The 22,588-nt window shown below is 72.3% G+C and carries 17 protein-coding genes; 4 read left to right on the top strand and 13 right to left on the bottom strand.

All coding sequences use genetic code 11. The annotated features are described in order from the left end of the window. Positions 1-91 precede the first annotated feature (91 nt). The 5 genes from ACIP4Z_RS15415 to ACIP4Z_RS15435 form a co-directional block, all read right to left on the bottom strand. Positions 92-649, bottom strand: a complete 558-nt coding sequence (locus tag ACIP4Z_RS15415) for an NADAR family protein (RefSeq protein ID WP_355346657.1) — start codon at positions 647-649, stop codon at positions 92-94. Positions 650-753: 104 nt separating this feature from the next. Beyond that, on the bottom strand, positions 754-936 hold the full coding sequence (locus ACIP4Z_RS15420; RefSeq protein WP_188284361.1) for a hypothetical protein: 183 nt from the start codon (positions 934-936) through the stop codon (positions 754-756). 150 nt (positions 937-1,086) lie between these two features. Beyond that, positions 1,087-3,069, bottom strand: coding sequence for a Xaa-Pro dipeptidyl-peptidase (locus ACIP4Z_RS15425; RefSeq protein WP_401308179.1), 1,983 nt, complete (start codon positions 3,067-3,069; stop codon positions 1,087-1,089). A gap of 126 nt (positions 3,070-3,195) precedes the next feature. Then, entirely contained in the window at positions 3,196-5,628 is a 2,433-nt protein-coding gene (locus tag ACIP4Z_RS15430) for a Tex family protein (protein ID WP_401308893.1), read from the bottom strand. A 164-nt stretch (positions 5,629-5,792) separates the two neighbouring features. Then, positions 5,793-6,314, bottom strand: coding sequence for a GNAT family N-acetyltransferase (locus ACIP4Z_RS15435; RefSeq protein ID WP_401308182.1), 522 nt, complete (start codon positions 6,312-6,314; stop codon positions 5,793-5,795). Positions 6,315-6,497: 183 nt separating this feature from the next. On the opposite strand from ACIP4Z_RS15435, the gene ACIP4Z_RS15440 reads away from it, so the two are divergent. Continuing rightward, positions 6,498-7,652: a fatty acid desaturase family protein gene (locus tag ACIP4Z_RS15440; protein ID WP_401308185.1), complete on the top strand. Its 1,155-nt coding sequence runs from the start codon at positions 6,498-6,500 to the stop codon at positions 7,650-7,652. Between the two features lie 38 nt (positions 7,653-7,690). Here the strand turns inward: ACIP4Z_RS15440 and ACIP4Z_RS15445 are convergent, their stop codons facing one another. Together ACIP4Z_RS15445 and ACIP4Z_RS15450 are read right to left on the bottom strand one after the other, a co-directional pair. Next, the gene (locus ACIP4Z_RS15445) at positions 7,691-8,170 is read right to left on the bottom strand and encodes a macro domain-containing protein (protein WP_391045717.1); all 480 of its coding nucleotides are present in this window, start codon (positions 8,168-8,170) and stop codon (positions 7,691-7,693) included. Positions 8,171-8,210: 40 nt separating this feature from the next. Continuing rightward, the gene (locus tag ACIP4Z_RS15450; protein ID WP_401308188.1) at positions 8,211-9,677 is read right to left on the bottom strand and encodes a M1 family metallopeptidase; all 1,467 of its coding nucleotides are present in this window, start codon (positions 9,675-9,677) and stop codon (positions 8,211-8,213) included. A gap of 96 nt (positions 9,678-9,773) precedes the next feature. Here ACIP4Z_RS15450 and ACIP4Z_RS15455 point away from each other — a divergent pair, with 96 nt between their 5' ends. Next, a complete protein-coding gene (locus ACIP4Z_RS15455; protein WP_401308191.1) occupies positions 9,774-10,505 on the top strand; it encodes a MerR family transcriptional regulator in 732 nt (243 codons plus the stop codon). 18 nt (positions 10,506-10,523) lie between these two features. On the opposite strand, the gene ACIP4Z_RS15460 is transcribed toward ACIP4Z_RS15455, so the two are convergent. From ACIP4Z_RS15460 to ACIP4Z_RS15485, 6 genes are all read right to left on the bottom strand, one after another. Then, positions 10,524-12,698, bottom strand: a complete 2,175-nt coding sequence (locus ACIP4Z_RS15460; protein ID WP_401308193.1) for a 3-hydroxyacyl-CoA dehydrogenase NAD-binding domain-containing protein — start codon at positions 12,696-12,698, stop codon at positions 10,524-10,526. A gap of 50 nt (positions 12,699-12,748) precedes the next feature. After that, positions 12,749-13,963, bottom strand: coding sequence for an acetyl-CoA C-acetyltransferase (locus ACIP4Z_RS15465; RefSeq protein ID WP_401308196.1), 1,215 nt, complete (start codon positions 13,961-13,963; stop codon positions 12,749-12,751). Positions 13,964-14,038: 75 nt separating this feature from the next. Next, complete coding sequence (locus ACIP4Z_RS15470; RefSeq protein ID WP_401308199.1) at positions 14,039-15,181, bottom strand: CaiB/BaiF CoA transferase family protein; 1,143 nt, start codon at positions 15,179-15,181, stop codon at positions 14,039-14,041. Positions 15,182-15,340: 159 nt separating this feature from the next. Further along, positions 15,341-17,281, bottom strand: a complete 1,941-nt coding sequence (locus ACIP4Z_RS15475; RefSeq protein ID WP_401308202.1) for a primary-amine oxidase — start codon at positions 17,279-17,281, stop codon at positions 15,341-15,343. Positions 17,282-17,411: 130 nt separating this feature from the next. Then, positions 17,412-18,950 carry an APC family permease gene (locus ACIP4Z_RS15480; protein WP_355346692.1) on the bottom strand — a complete coding sequence of 513 codons (1,539 nt, stop codon included), beginning with the start codon at positions 18,948-18,950 and terminating at the stop codon, positions 17,412-17,414. Between the two features lie 117 nt (positions 18,951-19,067). Next, positions 19,068-20,024 (bottom strand): hypothetical protein, encoded by a 957-nt coding sequence (locus ACIP4Z_RS15485; RefSeq protein ID WP_355346695.1) that lies wholly within the window; start codon positions 20,022-20,024, stop codon positions 19,068-19,070. 250 nt (positions 20,025-20,274) lie between these two features. Here ACIP4Z_RS15485 and ACIP4Z_RS15490 point away from each other — a divergent pair, with 250 nt between their 5' ends. Next, positions 20,275-21,846, top strand: a complete 1,572-nt coding sequence (locus ACIP4Z_RS15490) for a hypothetical protein (RefSeq protein WP_401308206.1) — start codon at positions 20,275-20,277, stop codon at positions 21,844-21,846. 341 nt (positions 21,847-22,187) lie between these two features. After that, complete coding sequence (locus tag ACIP4Z_RS15495) at positions 22,188-22,553, top strand: nuclear transport factor 2 family protein (RefSeq protein ID WP_401308209.1); 366 nt, start codon at positions 22,188-22,190, stop codon at positions 22,551-22,553. Positions 22,554-22,588: the final 35 nt, after the last annotated feature.

Here is a 22,588-nt window from a genome sequence, read left to right on the forward strand (position 1 = left end):
CCGGTCCGGCAACAACGGCTCGATTCGCGCCCACTGCGCGTCGCTTAACGGCACACCCGGACCAACGATCAGATGATCCGAACGAAACGGCCTAGCCCTCCGCCGCCAGCCGGGCCCTCGCCTCCATCAAGGCGAAGCCCAGCAGATTCAGCCCGCGCCAGGTGGCCGGGTCCGCGGCGCGCTCGTCGTCGGCGGCCAGTCCGATGCCCCAGACCCGGTCCATCGGGCTGGCCTCGACCAGGACGCGGCCCCCGGTGCCGAGCAGGTAGGCCAGCAGGTCGGGGTGCTGCCGGAATTTGTGGACGTTGCCTTCGATGACCAGGCCGAAGCGCTCCGCTTCCCACACGGCCTGATCGAAGCCGCGGACGGTGCGGCCGACGCTCTTGGCGGTCTTCGGGTGGCCCGCCGCGACAGCCCGCCGCTCGGCGTCGGGGTCGTCGAAGAGCCGGGCCTTGCCCGCCATCATCCAGTGCTCGGCGGTCGCGTAGGTGACGCCGTCGACGGTGAAGGGCGCGGGCCACCACTGGCTGAGGCAGCCGGCACCGACGCTTCCGTCGCGCTGCGGGCGGTGGCCCCAGAAGTACAGATACTTCAGCCGGTCTCCGGTGTGGTCGAGCAGGTCCTGGGTGGACCGGATGTCCGTCGCCATCGTCTGATCAGGCCCTCCCGTGCCGCGGCGACACGGGAACGGGACGTGTTCGCCCGGCTTCGGTGCCCTGGTCGCAGCGGCACACTATCGGGGGTCGTACCAGGTCAGCGACCTATTTGCCGACGGCTCACGCGCCGCAGCCGACGCCGCTGCGAGGAGTCGAGGGAGAAGTAGGCGATCGCGGGCACGCCCACGATGACCAGGACGACAGCCCAGAAGGGGATCCAGATCCACAGGAACAGACCCAACGCCACGCCACCGATGACGATCTTCGCGCGATTCGACATTTCCCCGCCTCCGTTCACGGCGGCAAGCGCCGCGCCCTCACCGCTTCTACCCAGGAGAACGCGCCGCGGACAACCGTGGTTCCCCCCGCGTCCCGAGGGCCGTATCCCTGTAACCGTAACGCCGGGACGCGGGGGGAACCAGGCCGGGCGTCAGCCCAGCCGGGCGGCCGGGGCCACGGAGGGCGCCGGAGCGGCGGTCAGCGCGGCCTTGCCGCGGGGCGCCGCGCCCGCACGGGTCGACAGCGCGCCGGAACCGCCGACCAGCGGCAGCCTCAGCACGGAGTGCGACAGGTCGACGGTGACCTTGGGGGTCGTGTCGGGCGGCAAGATGAGGCCGCCGTCGGTGCCCGCGACGATCAGCGCGAGCCGGTGCCCCGCCGGTACGACGTGGTCGGTGGCCGCGAGCTGGACGGTCATGGTGTACGGCTTGCCCGGGGTGAGAGGCACGCCGTGGGAGAGCGACGCGTAGTGCCCGAGGTCGGCCCAGCCGCGGCTGAAGACCGTGTGGTCGACGGTCGTGGTGTCGGCGGCGGTGTCGAGGTAGCAGGCGCTGTCGCCCGCGGTGCTCTCCCCGTAGCAGGAGCGGGTGGCCAGGGTGGTGATGCCCTCGCCGTTGCCGAGGAAGTCACGGATGGTGGCCGGCCCGAGGTCGACCAGGACCGCCGACAGGTGCGCGCTGGTGGTGGACGAGGTGGCGGTCACGGTGAAGGTGCCGCCGCCGGACAGCCGCAGGTCCTTGGCGAGCGTCCCGGTGGTGAAGACGGTCTTGGCCGCGGTCGCGGTGTCGGCCGCCGCCGCCCAGTCCTCCTCCCACAGATTCGGGTCGTCGGTGAACGACTCGGTGCTGCCGGGCCCGGCGTGCCGGGTGCCGAGCGTGCCCAGGCCGTCGGTGGCCGTCGGGCTCAGGCTGAGCGAGGTGGTGCGGGTCGTGGCGGGCGGCCACACGCGGTCGGTGGTCCAGTGGTCGACGGTGCGCTCGATGTCGGCCATCGGCTGCCGCTGGATGCCGTTGTCGACGCCCAGCAGATAGTGGTCGAACCAGCGCTGGAGGGTGGGGACCCAGTCGGTGCGCCGGTAGTCGAAGGGGTCGACGTGGCCGGTCTGCGACAGCCACACCTTGCGCTCGACGCCGTGCGCGGCGAGCGCCTGCCACCACTGGCCGAAGTGCTTGGTGCGGACGTTGAGGTCCTGCATGCCCTGCACGGCGAAGACGCTGGCCCGTACCTTGCCCGCGTCCTTCACGTAGTCCCGCGCGGTCCAGAACGGCGTCCAGTCCCCGCTGCGCGGCGAGCCGTCGATGATCTTCTGCTGGGCGGCGGCGCAGTTGGCGTGCGCGCTGTCGCTCTCGACGTAGTCCGACAGCCACTCGGGGCCGTCCTGGAGCGCCGCGCCCTGGTGGAAGTAGTAGTCGTACCAGGAGGAGATGGAGCTGATCGGCACGATGGTCTTCAGGCCGCGCACCCCGGTGGCGGCGACGCCGTTGGCGATGGTGCCGTCCCAGCTCTTGCCGATCATGCCGACGTTGCCGTTGGTCCAGCCCGCCGAGACCGCGTGGCCGCCGGAGCGGGCGCTGTAGCCGCGGGCGCGGCCGTTGAGCCAGTCGACGACGGCCTTCGCGGACCGCACGTCGGAGGGGCCGCCGACGTCCACGCAGCCGTCGGAGCGGTCGGTGCCCGCGAGGTCGACCAGGACGGTCGCGTAGCCGCGGGGCACGAAGTAGTTGTCGTAGAACAGCGGCGCCTGGACGATGTTCCCGTTGACGTCATAGGTCTTGAGCTGGCTCTCGTTGCCGCGTCCGCAGCAGGAGTAGTACGGGCTCGCGTCCATGATCACGGGGACCTTGCGCCCGGCGGCGGCGGGCTCCGAGGGGCGGACGATGTCCACCGCGACCCGGTCGGTGCGGCCGTCGCCGTCACCGTCGAGACCGGTGTCCACCCAGACGGCCTCGCGGATCGCGTTGGCGTAGGAGTAGTCGGGTTGGCTGAGACCGTGCCGTACGGTTCCGCCTCCTGCGCCGCCGGGGGTACCGGCGTACGCGGAGGACGGAGCGGTGAGTACGGCGGCCAGGGCGGCGAGTACCGCCACCACCACGGATATCCACTGGAAGCGGGCAGCCCGCGTGAGGGAGAGCACGCCAGAGGCTAGCGCCTGACCAAGCCACGTCAACAGGGGGCGTACGCAAGGTCCTGGGACGGCTGAGGCGGCAGGGGGGTGTGCGGAGGTGCTGGCCCCGCCGCCTCAACGGTCGTACGTCGTCGGCTACTTGTTGCCGGTCAGGCCCGCCCTGCGCAGGGCGTCGGCCATCGCGCCGCCGGGCGCGGGCTGTTGACCGCCGCGGCGTGCGCCGCCCTGGCCCTGGCCGCCGCCCTGGCCCTGCCTGCCCTGGCCGCCGCCTTGCCGGTTCTGACCCTGGCCGCCCTGTCGGTTCTGGCCCTGGCCGCCGCCCTGCCGGGGCGGTCCGCTGCGGCGCTCGCCGCCGCCACCGGCCCCGCCGCCGCGCTGTTGGCGCCCGGCGCCCGGCTCGTCGTCCAGGCGCAGCGTCAGCGAGATCCGCTTGCGCGGCAGGTCGACGTCCAGCACCTTCACGCGGACGATGTCACCGGGCTTGACGACCTCGCGCGGGTCGGACACGAAGGTGTCGGAGAGCGCGGAGACATGGACCAGGCCGTCCTGGTGGACGCCGACGTCCACGAAGGCGCCGAAGGCGGCGACATTGGTGACGACGCCTTCGAGGATCATCCCCGGCCTGAGGTCCTTCATCTCCTCGACGCCGTCCTTGAAGGTGGCGGTCTTGAAGGCCGGACGCGGGTCGCGGCCCGGCTTCTCCAGCTCGGCGAGGATGTCGGTGACGGTCGGCAGACCGAAGGAGTCGTCCACGAAGTCCTGCGGGCGCAGCGTCCGCAGCACCGGGCCGTTGCCGATCAGCGACTTGATGTCGGTCTTCGCGGTGCCGCTGATCCGCCGCACCACCGGATACGACTCGGGGTGCACGCTGGAGGCGTCCAGCGGGTCGTCGCCGTCCACGATCCGCAGGAAGCCCGCGCACTGCTCGTACGCCTTAGGGCCGAGCCGCGCGACCCCCTTGAGGTCCTTGCGGGTACGGAAGGGGCCGTTGGCGTCGCGGTGGGCGACGATGTTGCCCGCCAGGCCCTCGGTGATGCCCGAGACGCGGCGCAGCAGCGGTACGGACGCGGTGTTGACGTCCACGCCGACGCCGTTGACGCAGTCCTCGACGACCGCGTCCAGGGAGCGGGAGAGCTTCAGCTCCGACAGGTCGTGCTGGTACTGGCCGACGCCGATCGAGCGCGGGTCGATCTTCACCAGTTCGGCGAGCGGGTCCTGGAGGCGGCGGGCGATGGAGACGGCGCCGCGCAGGGACACGTCGAGCTCGGGGAGTTCGGCGGAGGCGTAGGCCGAGGCGGAGTAGACCGAGGCGCCCGCCTCGGAGACGACGGCCTTGGTGAGCTTCAGATCGGGGTGCAGCTTGATCAGGTCGGCGGCGAGCTTGTCGGTCTCGCGGGAGGCCGTGCCGTTGCCGATGGCGATCAGGTCGACGCGGTGGGCCTTCGCGAGCCGGGCGAGGGTGGCCAGCGACTCGTCCCACTTGTTGCGCGGCACGTGCGGGTAGATCGTGTCGGTGGCGACCACCTTGCCGGTGTCGTCGACCACGGCGACCTTGACGCCCGTGCGCAGGCCGGGGTCCAGGCCCATGGTGGCGCGGGTGCCCGCGGGCGCGGCGAGCAGCAGGTCGCGGAGATTCGCGGCGAAGACCCGTACCGCCTCGTCCTCGGCCTCCTGGCGGAGCTGGACGCGCAGGTCGATCCCGAGGCGGACCAGGAAGCGGGTGCGCCAGGCCCAGCGCACGGTGTCGCCGAGCCATTTGTCGGCGGGGCGTCCGCGGTCGGCGATGTCGAAGTTCTGCGCGATCCGCCGCTCGAAGCTGGACGGTCCCTCGGTGGGCTCCTCCGGCTCCAGGGTGAGGTCGAGGATCTCCTCCTTCTCGCCGCGGAGCATGGCCAGCACGCGGTGCGAGGGGAGCTTGGTGAAGGGCTCGGCGAAGTCGAAGTAGTCGGAGAATTTGGCGCCCGGCTCCTCCTTGCCCTCGCGCACCTTCGCGACGAGCCTGCCGCGCGTCCACATCCGGGTGCGCAGCTCGCCGACCAGGTCGGCGTCCTCGGAGAAGCGCTCGGTGAGGATGGAGCGCGCGCCCTCGAGCGCCGCCGCCGGGTCCTCCACGCCCTTGTCGGAGGAGACGTACTTCGCGGCCTCGGCCTGCGGGTCGGTCTCCGGATCGGCCAGCAGCAGGTCGGCCAGCGGTTCCAGACCCGCCTCGCGGGCGATCTGGGCCTTGGTGCGGCGCTTGGGCTTGAAGGGCAGGTAGATGTCCTCCAGGCGCGCCTTGGAGTCGGCGGCCATGATCTGCGCCTTCAGCGCGTCGTCCAGCTTGCCCTGGGACTCGATGGACTCCAGGACGGCCGCGCGCCGTTCGTCCAGCTCGCGCAGGTAGCGCAACCGCTCCTCGAGAGCGCGCAGTTGCGCGTCGTCCAGGGTGCCGGTGGCTTCCTTGCGGTACCGCGCGATGAACGGCACGGTCGCTCCGCCGTCGAGCAGTTCGACGGCGGAGCGCACCTGCCCTTCGCGTACGCCCAGTTCCTCGGCGATCCTGCGCTCGACCGATCCGTTACCGCTGATGATCTCGCTCCTCGTGTGCTCGGCTGTTCACTGCATGTTAGACGTCACCCGCCCGCGACCGGCCGCGGGCGGCGGGAACGATGCGCGGTTCCGGCTCGTTGTGCGGGTGCGGTGAGGCTGTTGACAGTGGCCCCCGCACCAGGCCCTGTCCCCGCCGAATCAGCTCACCGCAGCCGCTTTTCGAACCAGTGGTCCGCGTATGGGCTCGTGTTGTAGCGGGCGATCTCCCTGTAGCCGTGCTTGGCGTACAGCGCACGGGCCTCCACCAGGTCCTCGCGCGTGTCCAGGCGGATCGTGTCCGCGTGGAAGGTGTCGCGGGCGAGGGTTTCCGCGGCGCCGATGAGCAAGCCCGCGACGCCCTGGCCGCGGGCTTCGGGGCCGACATACATCCGGGTCAGCTCCATGGTGTGCGCGTCGAGGACGCGCAGGCCCACACAGCCGACCGGTACGCCGCGGGCAGGAGCGCCGGCGAGCCGGACGGCGAGGAATTCTCCGGTGGGTGGCACGAGATCGTCGCTGGGTTCCTCCGCGAGCACGGCGGAGACCTCGGCGTCGTCCGTCGGACGGCCGTAAAAGCGGCTGACCAGCTCGGTGTAGTAGCGGCGCAGCAGCGTCGCCGCCTCGGGGCCGGTGATGGGTACAGGCGCGACCGCCCAGTCGGTCGCGTGCGTGTTGTTCGTCGTCACGCCGGACATCCTGGCAGCGGGTAGGTGGGGTTATCCCCAGGTTTTTCCGGGGTCTGCCACCCCGGGGAACCGGGTGATGGCGCCATGGTCGGGGATCAGTGGCAGTCCATAGCGTCGAGGTGTGGCCGGTCAGGCCAGACACCGGACGTCGAACCGGCCATCGCCGGACCCCGAGGAGCGCCCATGGCTACAGCGACCAGCACGATCATCGACGCGCCGGGACGGCGGTCCGACGGGACGGCGGGCCCGGACGCGGACTCCGCCTGTACGGGGGCGGACTCCGGTACGGGGGCGGGACCAGGACCAGGACCAGGATCGGGATCGGGATCGGGATCGGGCAGTGATTTCGCGCCGTTGCTGCGCGAGGTCAAGGCGGCCGGGCTGCTGCGGCGGCGCGTGGACCACTACGCGAAGTCGATCGCGCTGAATCTCGTGGCCGTCGCCGCGGTGTGGTCGGCGGTCGTGCTGGTCGGCGGGACGGGTTCGTGGTGGGTGGTGGCACTCGCGCTGCCCGCGGCGGTGCTGGGGGCGCGTACCGCGTTCATCGGGCACGACGCCGGGCACCACCAGATCGCCGAGAGCCGTCGTACGAACCGGCTGATCGGGCTCGTCCACGGCAATCTGCTGCTGGGCATGGGCGCGGGCTGGTGGACCGACAAGCACAATCGGCACCACGCCAATCCGAACCACGTGGGCAAGGATCCGGACGTCGAGGTCGGCGCGCTGGTGTGGACGCAGGCGCAGGCGGTCGAGCGGGAGGGTTTCGCGCGCTTCCTGACCCGTCATCAGGCGCGGCTGTTCTTCCCGATGCTGCTGCTGGAGGGGCTGGCCCTGAAGGTGGCGAGTCTCCAGGAGCTGAAGCGGCAGGAGCCGCGGCAACGGCTGGTCGAGGGCTCGCTGCTGGTGGCCCACCTGGCGGGTTACGCGGCGCTGCTGCTGTTCGCGATGCCGGTGTGGCAGGCGGTCGTGTTCGCCCTCGTGCACCACGCGCTGTTCGGGCTCCACCTGGGCTGTGCCTTCGCGCCCAACCACAAGGGCATGGAGATGCCCGAGGAGGGCTCGCGCTGGGGTCATCTGCGCCGTCAGGTGCTCACCTCCCGCAATGTGCGCGGCAATCCGCTCACCGACTGGTTCCTCGGCGGGCTCAACTACCAGGTCGAACACCACCTCTTCCCCAGCCTCCCCCGCCCGCACCTGCGCCTCGCCCAGCCGCTGGTGCGCGCCCACTGCCGCCGTCTGTCCATCCCCTACACCGAGACCGGTCTGATCGACTCCTACGTCCAGGCCCTGTCCCACATGCACTCCGTGGGCGCCCCCCTGCGCTCCCCCGCCGTCTGAACTCCCCACCGCCCCACCCTTCCGCCGCCCCCGGCGGCTCAGCCGTCACGGTCGTAGACCGTGACGGCCACCCCGCGTTCCACGAGCCGCGCGGTCACCAGCGGCTCGACCCGCGCCCACCGCCCGCCCGCCAGACCGCAGCCGATCCTCGGCATGTGCACGGAGGCGCCCAGCTCCAACGCCCGGTCGCCGAGCGCCGCGAGGGCGGCGTCGATCGCCTCGTACCGCACCGGCACACCCTTGCTGCCGGTGCGCATGCCGCGCTGGCCGATCAGGTTGGCCACCCACACATAGCTGCCGACCCGCACCAACTGGAGTGCGCCGAGGCCGAAGTCGTTGCGCGCCCGCTCGCGGTGCCAGCGCCGGTAGGCGGCCTCGGGCTCCGGCCAGCGGCGCGACACGGCGACGACGAAGCCCTTGCCCCAGCCGCCCAGGTCGTTGCAGACATGCGCGATGACTTTGACGCCCTTGCCCTGTGGTGCGGTGGCGTCTCCCCGCACATACGTGATCTCCCCCATGCCGCCACGGTAAGCGCGACCACTGACAACGCGCCCGCGCTTAAAGCGACGACGGGTGGTGGGTGGTGTGGAGCCAGGCGGTGAACAGCGGGGTGAGGTCGTGGGGGGTGAGGCGTTGGCAGAAGGCGGTGAAGTCGGCGGTGGTGGCGTTGCCGTGGCGGCGGGCGGCGGGCCAGGTGCGGAGGAGGGTGGCGAAGGCGGTCGGGCCGAGGGCTTCGCGGAGTTGGTAGAGGACGAGGGCGCCGCCGCCGTACACGGGGGCGTCGGAGATGCGGTCGGGGCCGGGCGGCGCGCCGGGCGGGAAGGCGCTGTTGGCGGGGTCGGCCAGGGCCGCTGCGGCGCTCCGCTCGACGGTGCGCCCGCCCTCGTGCTCCTGCCACAGCCACTCGGCGTAGGTCGCGAAGCCCTCGTTGAGCCACATGTCCTGCCAGGCGGCGGGCGTGACGGAGTCGCCGAACCACTGGTGGGACAGTTCGTGGACGAGGGTGTCCAGCGGCACGGCGGGGTCGCCCGGCTCGCCGTCGCCGGGGAAGACCGGCTTCGTCTGGGCCTCCAGCGCGTACCCGACCCGCCCGCTCGGCAGGTGGTCGACGATCGCGCCGACGGACGAGAAGGGATAGGACCCGAACAGCCCGCTCTCCCAGTCCACGATCTCCGGGATACGGCGCAGCGCCGCCGCCGTCGTCGGGTCGTCGGAGCGCGGGTCGACCGCCACGTAGACCGGCACCCCGCCACCGGTACGGGACCGTGTGATGTCGAAGTGCCCGATGGCGACAGTGGCCAGATACGTCGCCATCGGCTCCTTGGCGCGCCAGTGGAACGCGGTCTCGCCGCCGCGGTCGGCGCTGTCGACCAATTCGCCGTTGGACACGGCGGTGAGACCGTGGGGGACGGTGACGGTGATGTCGTAGGCGGCCTTGTCCGAGGGGTGGTTGTTCGAAGGGAACCAGGCCATGGCGCCGACCGGTTCACCCAGGGCGAGCGCGCCGTCGTCGGTACGGAACCAGCCCTCGTGCGAGCCGTCCGGGTCGGTGAGGGTCGGCGGGACGCCTTCGTACGTCACGGTCGTCTCGAAGCGCGCGCCGTCGCGCAGCGGCGTCGCGGGCGTGACCCTCAGCTCGCTGTCCGCGCGGTCCACGGCGGCGCTCCGCCCGTCGACGGTCACGCGGGTGACGGTGAGCCCCGACAGGTCGAGGTCGAAGCGCGCGAGCGGCTGGGTGGCGGTGGCGGTGACGACCGCCGTGCCGCGCAGCTTTCCTGAGCCGGGGTCGTACGCGAGGTCGAGGCCGTAGTGCGTGACGTCGTATCCGCCGTTGCCCGCCCGCGGGAAGAGCCGGTCGCCGACGCCGGGCGCCCCGACGTCGGCGGAGCCCGAGGCGTGGCCCGTACGGTCGGGGGCCGTACGGTCGGGGGCCGCCGTGCCGCCGCCGGAGCACGACAGGCAGCACGCCAAGGAGCACGCGAGCAGGATCGGCAGGGCCGCGCGCGGCGGCGGGAACAGGCGCACGCGGGCCAGCGTACGAGGCTCGGGGCCGGGCGGAGGCGTCCGCCGTACGGCGTGCGAGGACTTTCACAGCGCTGGTGCGACAGCGATACTGTCCAGGTGCCCCAGACCGCTCTCACCATCGACGAGCTGGCCGCCCGCGCCGGGGTGACGGTGCGCACCGTCCGCTTCTACAGCGCCCGCGGCCTGCTCCCGCCGCCCGACATCGGTCCGCGCCGGGTGGGCCGATACGGCGCCGCGCACCTGTCCCGGCTGGCGCTGATCGAGGAGTTGCGGCACCAGGGCCTCACCCTGGCGGCGATCGAGCGCTATCTCCAGCAGCTCCCCGCCGACATCAGCGCCCACGACCTGGCGATCCACCGCGCCCTGGTGGCGTCCTGGCTGCCGGAGGGCAGCCAGGAGATCGACCGGGAGCGGCTCGAACGCCGCGCGGGGCGCCCGCTGGACGACGCGGACCTGGACCGGCTCGCGGCCATGAACGTGCTGGAACGCACCGACGACCCCGACGCCTTCCGGGTGGATCCGGGCATCCTGCACCTGGGGGTGCGGCTGCTGGACGTGCCCTTCCCCGTGGAGACGGTCCTGGCCGCGCGCGAGGTGATGCTGGAGCACGCGCGGGCCGCCGCCCACGAGCTGGGCCGGATCTTCCTGGACGAGGTGGGCGAGCCGGACCGCCCGGAGCGGATGCGGTCGCTGTCGGCCCAGATGCAGCCGCTGGTCGTACAGGCGCTGGTCACCGCCTTTCAGCGGTCGCTGAAGGAGGAGCTGCGGGCCTGGCCGGTGCCCTCGCCGAAGCCGGACCCCGAGCAGAACCCGCAGCGTTCCCCGTAGCGCCTGAGCGCCTGCACCTCAGCGCCCGTCCGTGAACGTCTCCCCGCTCTCGGCCTTCGCCACCAGCAGCGCGGGCGGTGCGAAACGCTCGCCATAGGTGTCGGCCAGTTCGCGCGCGCGGGCGGTGAAGCCCGCGACGCCGCCCTCGTAGCCGTTGATGTACTGAAGGACGCCGCCGGTCCAGGCGGGGAAGCCGATGCCGAGGATGGAGCCGATGTTGGCGTCGGCGACCGAGGTGAGGACGCCTTCTTCGAGCAGCCGGACCGTGTCCAGCGACTCCGCGAAGAGCATCCGCTCCTGCATGTCGCGCATCGGGATCTCGATGCCGGGTTTACCGAAATGCTCCGCAAGACCGGGCCACAGCCGGGTACGGCGGCCGTCCGCGTAGTCGTAGAAGCCCGCGCCGCCGCTGCGCCCGGTCCGCTCGAACTCGTCCACCATGCGGTCGATGACCCGCTCGGCCGGGTGCTCCTGCCACTGGCCGCCCTCCGCCTCGATCGCGGTACGCGTCTCGCGGCGGATCTTGCGCGGCAGGGTGAGCGTCAGCTCGTCGAGGAGCGACAGCACCTTGGCGGGGTAACCCGCCTGGGCCGCGGCCTGTTCGACGGAGGCCGCCGCGACGCCCTCGCCGACCATGGCGACGCCCTCGTTGATGAAGTGGCCGATGACGCGGGAGGTGAAGAAGCCGCGCGAGTCGTTGACGACGATCGGCGTCTTGCGGATCTGCCGCACCAGGTCGAAGGCGCGGGCCAGCGCCTCGTCGCCGGTCCGCTCGCCCTTGATGATCTCCACCAGCGGCATCTTGTCGACCGGTGAGAAGAAGTGCAGGCCGATGAAGTCGTCCTGCCGCCGCACGCCTTCGGCGAGCGCCGAGATGGGCAGCGTGGAGGTGTTGGAGCAGAGCAGCGCGTCGGGCGCCACGATGTGCTCGATCTCCTGGAAGACCTTGTGCTTGAGCGTGGCGTCCTCGAAGACCGCCTCGATGACGGCGTCACAGCCCGCCAGGTCCGCCGGGTCGGCGGTCGGGGTGATCCGGGCGAGCAGCGCGTCCCGCTTGTGCGGGGTGGTGCGGCCCTTGGCCAGCGCCTTGTCGAGCAGCGTCACGGAGTACGCCTTGCCGCGCTCGGCGGCCTCCGCGGTGACGTCCTTGAGGACGACGTCGATTCCGGCGCGCGCGCAGGAGTACGCGATGCCCGCGCCCATCATGCCCGCGCCGAGGACGGCGACCTTGGTGACCGGCCGGGCCGGGAAGCCCTCGGGGCGGCTGGCGCCGGAGTTGACGGCCTGCATGTCGAAGAAGAACGCCTGGATCATGTTCTTCGAGGTCCGGCCGCAGGCCAGCTCGGTGAAGTAGCGGGCCTCGATGAGGGTGGCGGTGTCGATGTCGACCTGCGAGCCCTCGACGGCGGCGGACAGGATCGCCAGCGGCGCCGGGTAGGGCGCGCCCGCGAGCTGCTTGCGCAGATTGGCGGGGAAGGCCGGCAGATTCGCCGCGAAGGCGGGACTCTTCGGGGTGCCGCCGGGGATCTTGTAGCCGGGGGTGTCCCAGGGCTGCCGGGCGTCGGGGTGGGCCAGGACGTACGCCCGCGCGCTCGCCAGCATGGCGTCCCGGTCGGTGGCGACCTCGTGGATGAGACCGGCCTCCAGAGCGCGCTGCGGCGCGTACTGCCGGCCCTGGAGCAGGACCTTCAGCAGCGCGTCGGCGATGCCGAGCAGCCGGACGGTGCGGACGACTCCGCCCCCGCCGGGCAGCAGGCCGAGCGTCACCTCGGGCAGGCCGATCTTGGTGCCGGGCGTGTCGAGCGCGATGCGGTGGTGGCAGGCCAGCGCGATCTCGTAACCGCCGCCGAGCGCCGCACCGTTGATGGCCGCGACGACCGGCTTGCCGAGGGTTTCCAGGCGGCGCAGGCGGCGCTTGATGCGCAGCGATCCGGCGAGGACGTCGGCCGCGTTCTCGGGGGTGGCGCGGATCAGGTCGCGCAGGTCGCCGCCCGCGAAGAAGGTCTTCTTCGCGGAGGTGACGATGATGCCGCGCACGCCGTCGAGTTCGGCTTCGAGGCGGTCGAGGGTGGCGTCGAGGGAATCGGCGAAGGCCGCGTTCATGGTGTTCGCGGACTGCGCGGGGTCGTCCAGGACCAGGGTGACGATGCCGTCGGTGTCCTGCTCCCAGCGGATGGTGGTGGACTCGCTCATGGTCTTCGGGCTCCGTTGGATCCGTGAGGGGGCACGTGAGGGGGCAGGGGTCAGAGACGTTCGACGACGGTGGCGACGCCCATGCCGCCGCCGACGCAGAGGGTGGCGAGCCCGTACCGCTGGTCGCGGCGCTCCAGTTCGTCGATGAGGGTGCCGAGGATCATCGCGCCGGTCGCGCCGAGCGGGTGGCCGAGCGCGATGGCGCCGCCGTTGACGTTGACCCTGTCGATGCTGACGCCCATGTCGGAGGCGAAGCGCAGCACGACGGCGGCGAACGCCTCGTTCATCTCGATCAGGTCGATGTCGTCGATGGTCAGCCCGGCCTTGGCGAGGGCCTTGCGGGAGGCGGGGGCGGGGCCGGTCAGCATGATGGTCGGCTCGGAGCCGGAGACGGCGGCCGAGACGATCCGGGCGCGGGGGGTGAGGCCGTAGCGCTCGCCGATCTCGCGGTTGCCGATGGCGACGAGCGCGGCGCCGTCCACGATGCCGGAGGAGTTGCCCGCGTGATGGACGTGGTCGATGGCCTCGACCCAGTGGTACTTCTGGAGCGCGACGGCGTCGAAGCCGCCCAGGTCGCCGATGTCGGCGAAGGACGGCTTGAGCTTGGCGAGCGTCTCGGGGGTGGTGCCGGGGCGGATGAACTCGTCGTGGTCCAGGACGGTGAGGCCGTTGCGGTCGAGCACGGGCACGACGGAGCGGGCGAAGTAGCCCTGCTTCCACGCCTCCGCGGCGCGTTCCTGGGAGAGCGCGGCGAAGGAGTCCACGTCGTGCCTGGTCCAGCCGCCGAGGGTGGCGATCAGGTCGGCGCCGACGCCCTGCGGCACGAAGCCGGTCTCGTACGAGGTCATGGGGTCCATGGCCCAGGCGCCGCCGTCCGAGCCCATCGCGACGCGCGACATGGACTCGACGCCGCCCGCGAGGATCAGGTCCTCCCAGCCGGAACGCACCTTGGCCGCCGCCAGGTTGACCGCTTCGAGCCCGGAGGCGCAGAAGCGGTTCTCCTGGACGCCCGCGACGGTGTCGGGCAGGCCCGCGGCGATGGCCGCGATCCGCGCGATGTCCGAGCCCTGGTCGCCGATCGGGCTGACGACGCCGAGCACGATGTCGTCGACGGCGGCCGGGTCCAGGGTCGGGAAGCGGCGCCGCAGTTCGTGGATGAGGCCGACGACGAGGTCGATCGGCTTGGTGCCGTGCAGGGATCCGTTCGCCTTTCCGCGCCCGCGCGGGGTGCGTACGGCGTCGTAGACGTAGGCCTCGGTGCTCAACGTCGTGCCTTTCTGGAGGGTGGGGCGGGGTGTCCTGGTCCGGCGCGGTGTCCGGGAGGTGCTGCCGTACGGGTCTCAGTCCAGCAGTGCGGGGGCGTCCCAGTCGCGGGCGACCTCCGCGGTGTGCGCGCCGGGCGGCGCGGGCGGCCGGCGCAGGGTGCCCGGTGTCGCGGACAGGCGCGGCGCGGGCGCGGGCTGCACGGTCCCGGCGGCCTCGGTGAAGGTGCCGCGGGCGGCCAGGTGCGGGTGGTGCGGGGCCTCACCCAACGAGAGTACGGGCGCCACGCACGCGTCCGTCCCGTCGAAGACGCGTGTCCACTCGTCGCGGGTGCGGGTGCGGAAGCGGGCCGCGAGGGCGGCGCGCAGGTCGTGCCAGCGGCCGGGTTCCGTGCGCAGGGCCGCGTCCTGCGGCGCCAGTTCCAGCAGCCGGACGAATTCGTCGTAGAAGCGCTGTTCCAGGGCGCCGACCGCCATGTACCGGCCGTCGGAGGTCTCGTAGACGCCGTAGAAGGGGGTGCCGCCGTCCAGGAGGTTGGCGCCGCGCCTGTCCTGCCAGCGGCCGGTGGCGAGGATGGCGTGGATCATCGTGGTGAGGTGCGCGACGCCGTCGACGATCGCGGCGTCCACGACCTGTCCCTCGCCGTGCGCGCGGGCGTGGTGGAGGGCGGCGAGGACGCCGGTGACCAGGTAGAGGGAGCCGCCCGCGTAGTCGCCGAGGAGGTTGGCGGGCGCGACCGGCGGTCCGTCGGCCGGTCCCGTCATGCCGAGCGCGCCGGTCACGGCGAGGTAGGCGATGTCGTGTCCCGCGGTGTCGGCGAGCGGGCCGCTCTGGCCCCAGCCGGTCATCCGGCCGTAGACGAGCCGCGGATTGCGGGCCAGGCACGCGTCGGGGCCGACGCCCAGCCGCTCGGCGACGCCCGGCCGGTAGCCCTCGATGAGGATGTCGGCGCGGTCGGCCAGGTCGAGTACGGTCGCGGGTCCCCGGTCCGCCTTGAGGTCGACCAGCACCGAGCGCTTGTTGCGGTTGGTGAGGTCGTGCTCGGGCGCGACGCCGAGGCCCGCGCCGCCCGGCCGGTCCACCCGTACGACATCGGCGCCGAGGTCGGCGAGGAGCATCGCGGCGAACGGTCCCGGACCGATCCCGGCCAGTTCGACGACACGCACGCCCGCCAGCGGGCCGTCGGGCGCCGCGCCCCGGTTTGACAATTCTGATGTCACATCAATGATGCTAGGAACGTGTTCCAGTCTTGGCAAGAGCTGACTGAGCGCTCGCTCAGGCGGTTCACTCGCCTTCGGTTCCGTCTCCGGTCCCGTCTTCGGTTCCGTCTCCGGTCCCGCCGCTGGTCCCGCCGTCGGCGGTCGCCGTCGCGTGCGGCGTCACAGGTGGCAGTGGCCGCCGGAGCCGCGTCCGCTCTCCCGGGGCAGGTCGAGCGTGGGGTTGCGGTCGAAGAAGCCGGTCGGTCTCAGCGTGAAACCGCAGGTGTCCACCGGCATCACCGGCCAGTCCTCCAGGCGCGGCAGATGCGTCGGCCCGAAGGAGTGCCACAGCGTGAGGTCGGTGTCCTCCAGCGCCTCGCCCGGCCGCGACCACTGACCGACACCGGCCCCGCCCCGGTGCTGGTTGGGGTAGTCGCCGTCCGGATAGTGCCGCTCGGGGCGGTAGCGGGTCACCCACAGGTGCTTGGTCGCGTACGTGACGCGCTCCGCGACCGGTGAGCCGGGCTGCGCGAGCAGCGTCGGTCCCGCGTCGGGCAGCAGGGTGTACGCGACCGGGCGGCCCATCCGGTTGAGCGAGCCGGGGTTGCTGATCCGCCAGCGCCGCCCGGCCGCCGGGTCGGCGACCCGGCCCGCGTCACCGCTGTCGGCCACCACGGTGGCGCGCGTGGTGAAGGCGTTGCCGTTCGGATTGTCCGGGCCCATCGGCAGCCGTACGACGTCCACTTCCTCGACGGTGTTGGCCGGGCCGTCCACCGCCACGTCGAGCCGGGCGCAGAACAGATGCTGGTGGTACGGCGCGAGCAGCCCCGGCGCGATCTCGGTGGCGTGCTGCGAGCTCTCCCCCGGCACGGCGGCCGACGTCTGCACGAGCCCGGTGGCCTTGGCCTCGAAGGCGATCGTGCCGTCCTGGTGGAGATACCAGTAGAAGCCGTAGTCGTAGTTGCCGAGGGTGGCGATGTACGAGATCACCAGGCGGCGCGAACGGCGGCTGTCCACCGCGAAGTTGTCGAAGATGTTGGTGTGCTTCCACAGCAGCCCCGCGTCCTCCTCGTGGACGCAGATCGCGTTGCTCAGCGTCTCGGGGCGGCCGAGGTCGTCGGCCAGCACGGCGTCCACGTACGCGATCTCGCCGAGGCAGTCGCAGCCCAGGCGCAGCGCGTTGGCGTTGCGGCCGAGCAGGTACTCGCCCGCGTCCAGGTAGCAGACCCAGTTGCGGGCCGCGTCGGGCTCCGCGTACGGCACGGCCATCTCGGCGATCGAGGCGCGGTGCAGGACGAGCCGGTCGCGGTCGCCGTCGCGGTGGGTGATCCGGTGCAGCACCAGGCCCTCGCGGGCGTTGAAGTCCAGCCGCAGCCGCCAGTTCTGCCAGCTCAGCACCGGGCCTTCGAGCGTGAAGGACGGCCCCTCCGGCTGGCCGATCTCCAGCGGGCGCAGGTCGGTGCGGGCCGGTCCGTTGAACTCGGCCTCGTAGCGCCCGCATTGGGTGGGCGTGGGGACGGCGCCGGTGTCGATGAGGCGTACGACGCGCCGCTCGATCAGGTCGACCTCCGCGACCAGGCCGCCGACCGGGTGGGCGAACGGGTTGTCGCTCTCGTCGCAGCGCAGGAAGGTCAGCGAGCGCAGCATGCGGCGGCCGGTCTCGGAGGCGATGCCGAAGTTGCCCGCGGCCAGCGGCGCCGCGATCACCAGCGAGGTGTCGGTGACGCCGCGCTCGGCCATCGCCGCGCGCCAGGCGGGGTCGGCCTTGACGATCTCGTCGCAGGTCTCGTACTCCTCGAACAGCAGCGGCGGTTGGCCGTCGGCGGCCGGGTCCAGGTCGCGGTGGGCGAGCAGCAGGCGCGAGGTGACGTCGACCAGGGCCTCGGCGGCGCGGCCGGTGGCGGAGTCGAGCAGCGTGACACGTACCCGGCGGGTGAAGGCGTCGCCGTCGCGATGGGCGAGCGCGGCGTGCCGGTCGGGCTCGTCGGGCAGGACGAGCGGGAAGCGGGTGGCGTCGGACACCAGGCCCTCCGCCTCCAGTACGGCGCGGGCCGTGTCGATCTCGTCGGCGGTCAGCGGGTCGAGCGGATGCGGAGTGGTGGTGGCGGCCGACGCGGTCATGGGGCCTCCTGACGGCGGAACAAGAACGCTGCGGGGACGGGGAGTTCGGGACATGGGTCCGGAAAAAACGGGCGGCCCGCCGCACCCTGTGGGGTGTGGCGGGCCGTCGCGGTGAGACCTGGCGAGATGGTCAGGAGGACGCTTGCGCGGCGGCCTTCTCCAGTTGGAACGCCTCGTTGCCCTGGCCGATCCTGGCGTGCACCTCGGGCCGCTTGGCGCGCAGTATCAGACCGTAGACCAGTCCGATGGCGGCGGCCAGAGCGATGATGCCGGGCAGCAGCCAGCGCAGCCCGTGGCCGGGGTTGGCGCCCAGCAGCACCGAGAAGTCCTTCACCGAGTAGACGGCGATGGTCAGCAGCCCGAGAGCGGCGACGGCCGAGGTGACCAGCCGCCATGCCTGCACACCGGCGGCGCCGCGCTTGACGAAGAAGGCGATGACGGCGATGGCCGCGGTGGCCATCAGCAGCACGATGCCGAGCGCGCCGACGTTGCCCGCCCAGGTGAACATGCGCAGCACGGGGGCCGTCGGGTCCGGGCCGAACTTCGGGTCGAACTTCCCGTTGTCGGTGGCGGCGAAGGCCACGACGACGGCCAGCGCGACGATCGACTGGAGGAAGGAGCCGACGGCGGGGGCGCCGCTGGACTTCGAGGTACGGCCGACCGCCGAGGGCAGCAGACCGTCGCGGCCCATCGCGAACGCGTAGCGGGCGACGACGTTGTGGAAGCTCAGCATCGAGGCGAAGATGCCGGTGATGAAGAAGATGTTCAGGGTGTCGGTGAACGCGGTGCCCAGGCGGGCCTGGTTCAGCGAGAAGATCAGGTTCGGACCCTGCTCCTGAGCGGCGCCCACGACGTGGTCGGGGCCGGTGCCGACGGTGATCGCCCAGGCGCTGAAGGCGAAGAAGAGAGTGGCGAAGCCGATCGCGGTGAACATCACCTTGGACACGACGCGTTGGGCGTCGCTGGTCTCCTCGGCGTAGACCGGGGCCTGTTCGAAGCCGACGAAGCCGGCGATGGTGAAGCACAGGGCGGTGCCCAGACCCGCGCCGCTGAGCGTGCTGGGGTCGAAGGCGTGCACCGAGACGCCCTGCGGGCCGGGGTCGGACAGGAAGCTGATGTCGAAGACGACGGTCAGCAGCGTCTCGACCAGCAGCAGCACACCGAGCGTCTTGGCGTTCAGGTCGATCTTCAGCGCGCCGAAGATCGCGGTGATCGCGACTCCGCCGAGCGCCGGGATCCACCAGGCCACGTTGTGGTTCCAGTGCTGGGCGATCTGGCTGGAGATCTCGTAGCCGAAGATCCCGTAGAGACCGACCTGCATGATGCTGTACGCGAACAGGGCGACGTACGAGGCGCAGGCGCCCATGGTGCCGCCCAGGCCCCTGGATATGTACGCGTACAGCGCGCCCGCGTTGTGCACATGGCGGCTCATCTCGGCGTAGCCGAAGCTGAAGAGGATCAGCACGAGGCCGACGATGACGAACAGCAGCGGCACCCCGACGACACCCATGGTGGCGAAGGTGGTCGGCACCACACCGGCCACCACCATCAGGGGCGCGGTCGCGGCGAGGACCGAGAGCAGGAGGGCCGGTGCGCCGATCCGGTCCGCGCGCAGTGCGCGTTGCTCGCCCTTGAACGTGCTGATCTCGCTTGTACTGCCCGTCAGCATGCTGCGGTGTCCTTCCGGTGGTCCGTGGTTCGGGTCTTACTGGATCGGTCTTCGAGCGTGGTTCTTCGTGCGTGGTTCCAACTGCGTGTCCTGCTGGGCGAGTACGACTGTGGGGGCCTAGGCGGAACCGAAGCCGAGCGCGTAGTTGCGCGCCGCGCGGAACGCCTTCTTCGGGTCGCGGTCGGGATACGACCACGGGGTGCGTGTCGCCTCCGACCCGATCCGGTTGAACAGGGCGGCGGCTTCCACCGTGTCGCCCGCGTGGAATTTGCCGTACGCAAGGTAGTTCAGGTCGAGCAGCAACCGCGAGTGGTCGTAGCCCTGCCATTCGAGCCACCAGTCGAAGGCCATGCGCACGCTCTGCCGGGCGCGCGGACTGACCCAGTACGGAAGGCCGTTGGGGACGTCGGGCAGCACGTCGGCCGACGCGAGCACCCGGTAGCGCTCCACCAGCGCGACCAACGGCAGTACGGCCAGCGGCGATCCGCGTCCCGCCTCGTCCGCGGCCCACTCGGCGAATTCGTACACCTCGTGGAACGGGTCCTCGCCGTCGGTCTTCTGACGCTCCGCCAGGCACTGCGTCATCAGGTGGTGGGCGTGGTGGTGGCCGCGGTGCCGGCCGCGCGCCTGGTCGAAGGCGCGCACCTGCTCGTCGTCGGTGCCGGTGCGGCGCGCGAGCACCAGCAGGGCGAGCCACGGCGACGGGTCGCGCGGGGTCATCCGGGCCGCGCGCAGGCAGAGTTCGCGCGCCGACTCGGCGCTCTGCTTGCCCGCGACCGCGCGGAAGACGGCCGCGAACGCGGCCAGCGCGGCGGCGTCCGTGCTCTCGGGCTCGGCGAGTTGCCACTCGCCCGCCCAGGCGGCGGCGCTCTTGCCCTCGCCGAGGACGACCAGCCGATGTCCTCGGCGGTCCCAGTTGTCCCCGGTACGGCTCAGCAGGTCACGGGTCTCCGCCCAGCGGCCGTGGGCCAGGGCAGCACGAGCCGCGACCAGCTCCTCGTCACCGAGAGCCGGGTCGAAAGCCACGTCGTCCTTGCCACGCGAGAAGCGGAAGGGTGGCGGCGGTGGGGTCATCCGCGGGCAGCCCTCCACGGCGTGCGTAACGTCATGTGATCACGCACAGCCAACCGGTCGGCACGGGGTGGCATCAAGCCCGGACCTGTTGTCTCGCTGTAGTCCCGTATGGTGACGGGGGTTTGGGACACGGATCGGGATGGATGCGCTGGTTCGGCTGCGCGATCGGCCGGACACCTGATATTCGAGAGGCCGATCAAGGTGTGTCGGCATCGCGCGGTGGGGACCAGGTGACATGGACGGCGGGAGCGTGAGCGGTGCGGACGCGGGGGAACGACAGAGTGCGGCAGCCTCCACCCACCCGCTCGCCTATGTACGGCGAAGACACGGGTGGAGCTACCAGGACCTGGCACGGGTCATAGCCGACAACGCGCGGATCCTCGGGGTGCCGATGGCGGCCCGCCGCGAGAAGGTCTGGCGCTGGGAGCACTGGGGGGTCGTGCCGGAGGCCGACAGCCAGCGCGCGCTGGCCCGCGCGCTCGGAATCCCCTCCAGGGAACTGGAGTTGAGGCCCTGGCCGCGCTGGCTCCCGGCGCACGGCGGCATGCCGGACGGGCTGCCGTGGACGGTCGAGGGCAGTTTCACCGCGCTCACCGCGCTGCTCGACAACGGCGCGAGCGACCCGCGCGGCTTCCCCATCGCGGACGAGCAGGCGCTGCTCGACGCCATCGCGGACTGGGACGCGGCGGGCGCGGAGGGCACGACGGGCGCCGCCGGTTCCGCGGGCTCGGGCGGCGCGGCGGGCGCGATGGGTTCCATGGGTTCACGTGCCGTGGACAAGAAGGCGGGTTCGCCCTCGGCCGCGGCGGGACGCGGGTCGCCCTCGGCCGCGGCGGGACGCGGGTCGGCGTCGGCCGCCATGGCCGAGCGGTGGGACGAACCGGTGCCCGGCACCCGCTCGGGACGTGTGCCGCGACAGGCGAGCGCCGCGGCCGCGTTCCGCGACGACGCCGTCGACAAAGCGGTGGCCGCGGCCGTCGTGGACGGCCCGGTGATCGACTGGCTCGAAGCCGGGGTGCTGGGGCTGCGCAAGCTCGACGACCGGCTCGGCGGCGCGGCCGTACGGCACCGCGTCGAGGCCGATCTGCGCATGGTGCGCGGCCTGTTGCACCGGGGGCAGCACGAACGGGCCCACGGGGCAAGGCTGTTGCGGGTCGCCGCCGACCTGGCGCAGCTCGGCGGCTGGGCGGCGACCGACACCGGCCGGCTCGGGGCGGCGCAGCGGCACTATCTGACCGGTCTGCGGCTCGCCCACAGCGCGGGTGACCGCCCGCTGGCCGTCGCGCTGTGGGGCGGCCTCGCGCTGCACGCGGTGATCGCGGGTCAGCCTCGGGACGCGGTGGCCGCGGCGGAGGCGGGGGTACGGGCGGCGGGCGGCACTCCCCCGGCCGTCCGGGCGCTGGCCGCCAGCAGGCTGAGCCGGGCGCACGCCGCGGTCGGCGCCGACGGCGCCTCACGGCGCGCGGTCTCCGAGGCGGAGCGCCAACTGGACCTGGCGGAGCGGGAGTCGGGTCCGTCGTGGCTCTACTGGTTCGACGCGGCCGAACTGGCCGCGCAGACCGGTCAGTCGCTGCTCGACCTGGGCCACGCGCACGAGGCCAGGCCCCTGTTGGAGCAGGCGCTGGCGATGCAGGACGCCTCGTACGTACGCGACCGCTGCCTGTACTCGGCGCGCGCCGCCACCGCCCGCGCCCTGACCGGTGACCTGGAGGGCGCGCGCACGCTGGGCCGCGAGGCGGCCCGGCTGTCCCGGCACTGCGGCTCCCCGCGCATCGCGGACACGCTGGACGCGCTGAAGGTCCGGCTCGACGCCACGAGGTGACCTCTTCCCCCGGTGCGCGGTCCCGCCTTCGCGGACAGCGCACCGGGGCCGAACGTGCGGGCTGCTCCGGGGGACGGTGCCGCAGGCCGGTGCTCCCGGCACTCACGGCCGGTGCGCAACGTCACCACGGTTTGGCCGAGACGCCTACGGGAGGCGGTGCGAGACGCCGGTTCGGACCCCGGCCCGCGGGGCGTGTACGTCATGGCGACCGGTCGTGACGTACAACCGGCCGCACAAGTACCCAACGATGACTGATTCGCGGACGCGGTCCCGTCCGTACCGTCTTGACCTGCGAGAACACGGCGCCACCCGGCGCCGGACAACGTAGGGAGACACCAGCCATGAGCGACACCCTGTACCTGGTCCAGCGCTACATCGCCGCCTGGAACGAGACCGACCCGGCCGCCCGGCGCCGCCTGATCGACGAGGTCTTCGCCGCCGACGGCCGCTACACCGACCCGCTGGCCGACGTCACCGGGCGGGACGCCTTCGACGCGGTGGTCGGCGCCGTGCAGGCGCAGTTCCCCGGCTTCGTGTTCACCCTGGGCCCGGTCGACGCGCACCACCACATCGCCCGCTTCACGTGGAAGCTGGGCCCGGCGGGCGGCGAGTCGCTGGTGGTCGGCTTCGACGTGGCCGCGATCGGCGAGGACGGCCTGGTGCACAGCGTCCAGGGCTTCCTCGACAAGGTCCCGGCCGGCGCCTGAGCGCCGCTCCACGGGTACGGGCGGGGGCCCCGCAG

This window comes from Streptomyces sp. NPDC088910, assembly GCF_044749865.1.
Classification (GTDB): Bacteria; Actinomycetota; Actinomycetes; order Streptomycetales; family Streptomycetaceae; genus Actinacidiphila.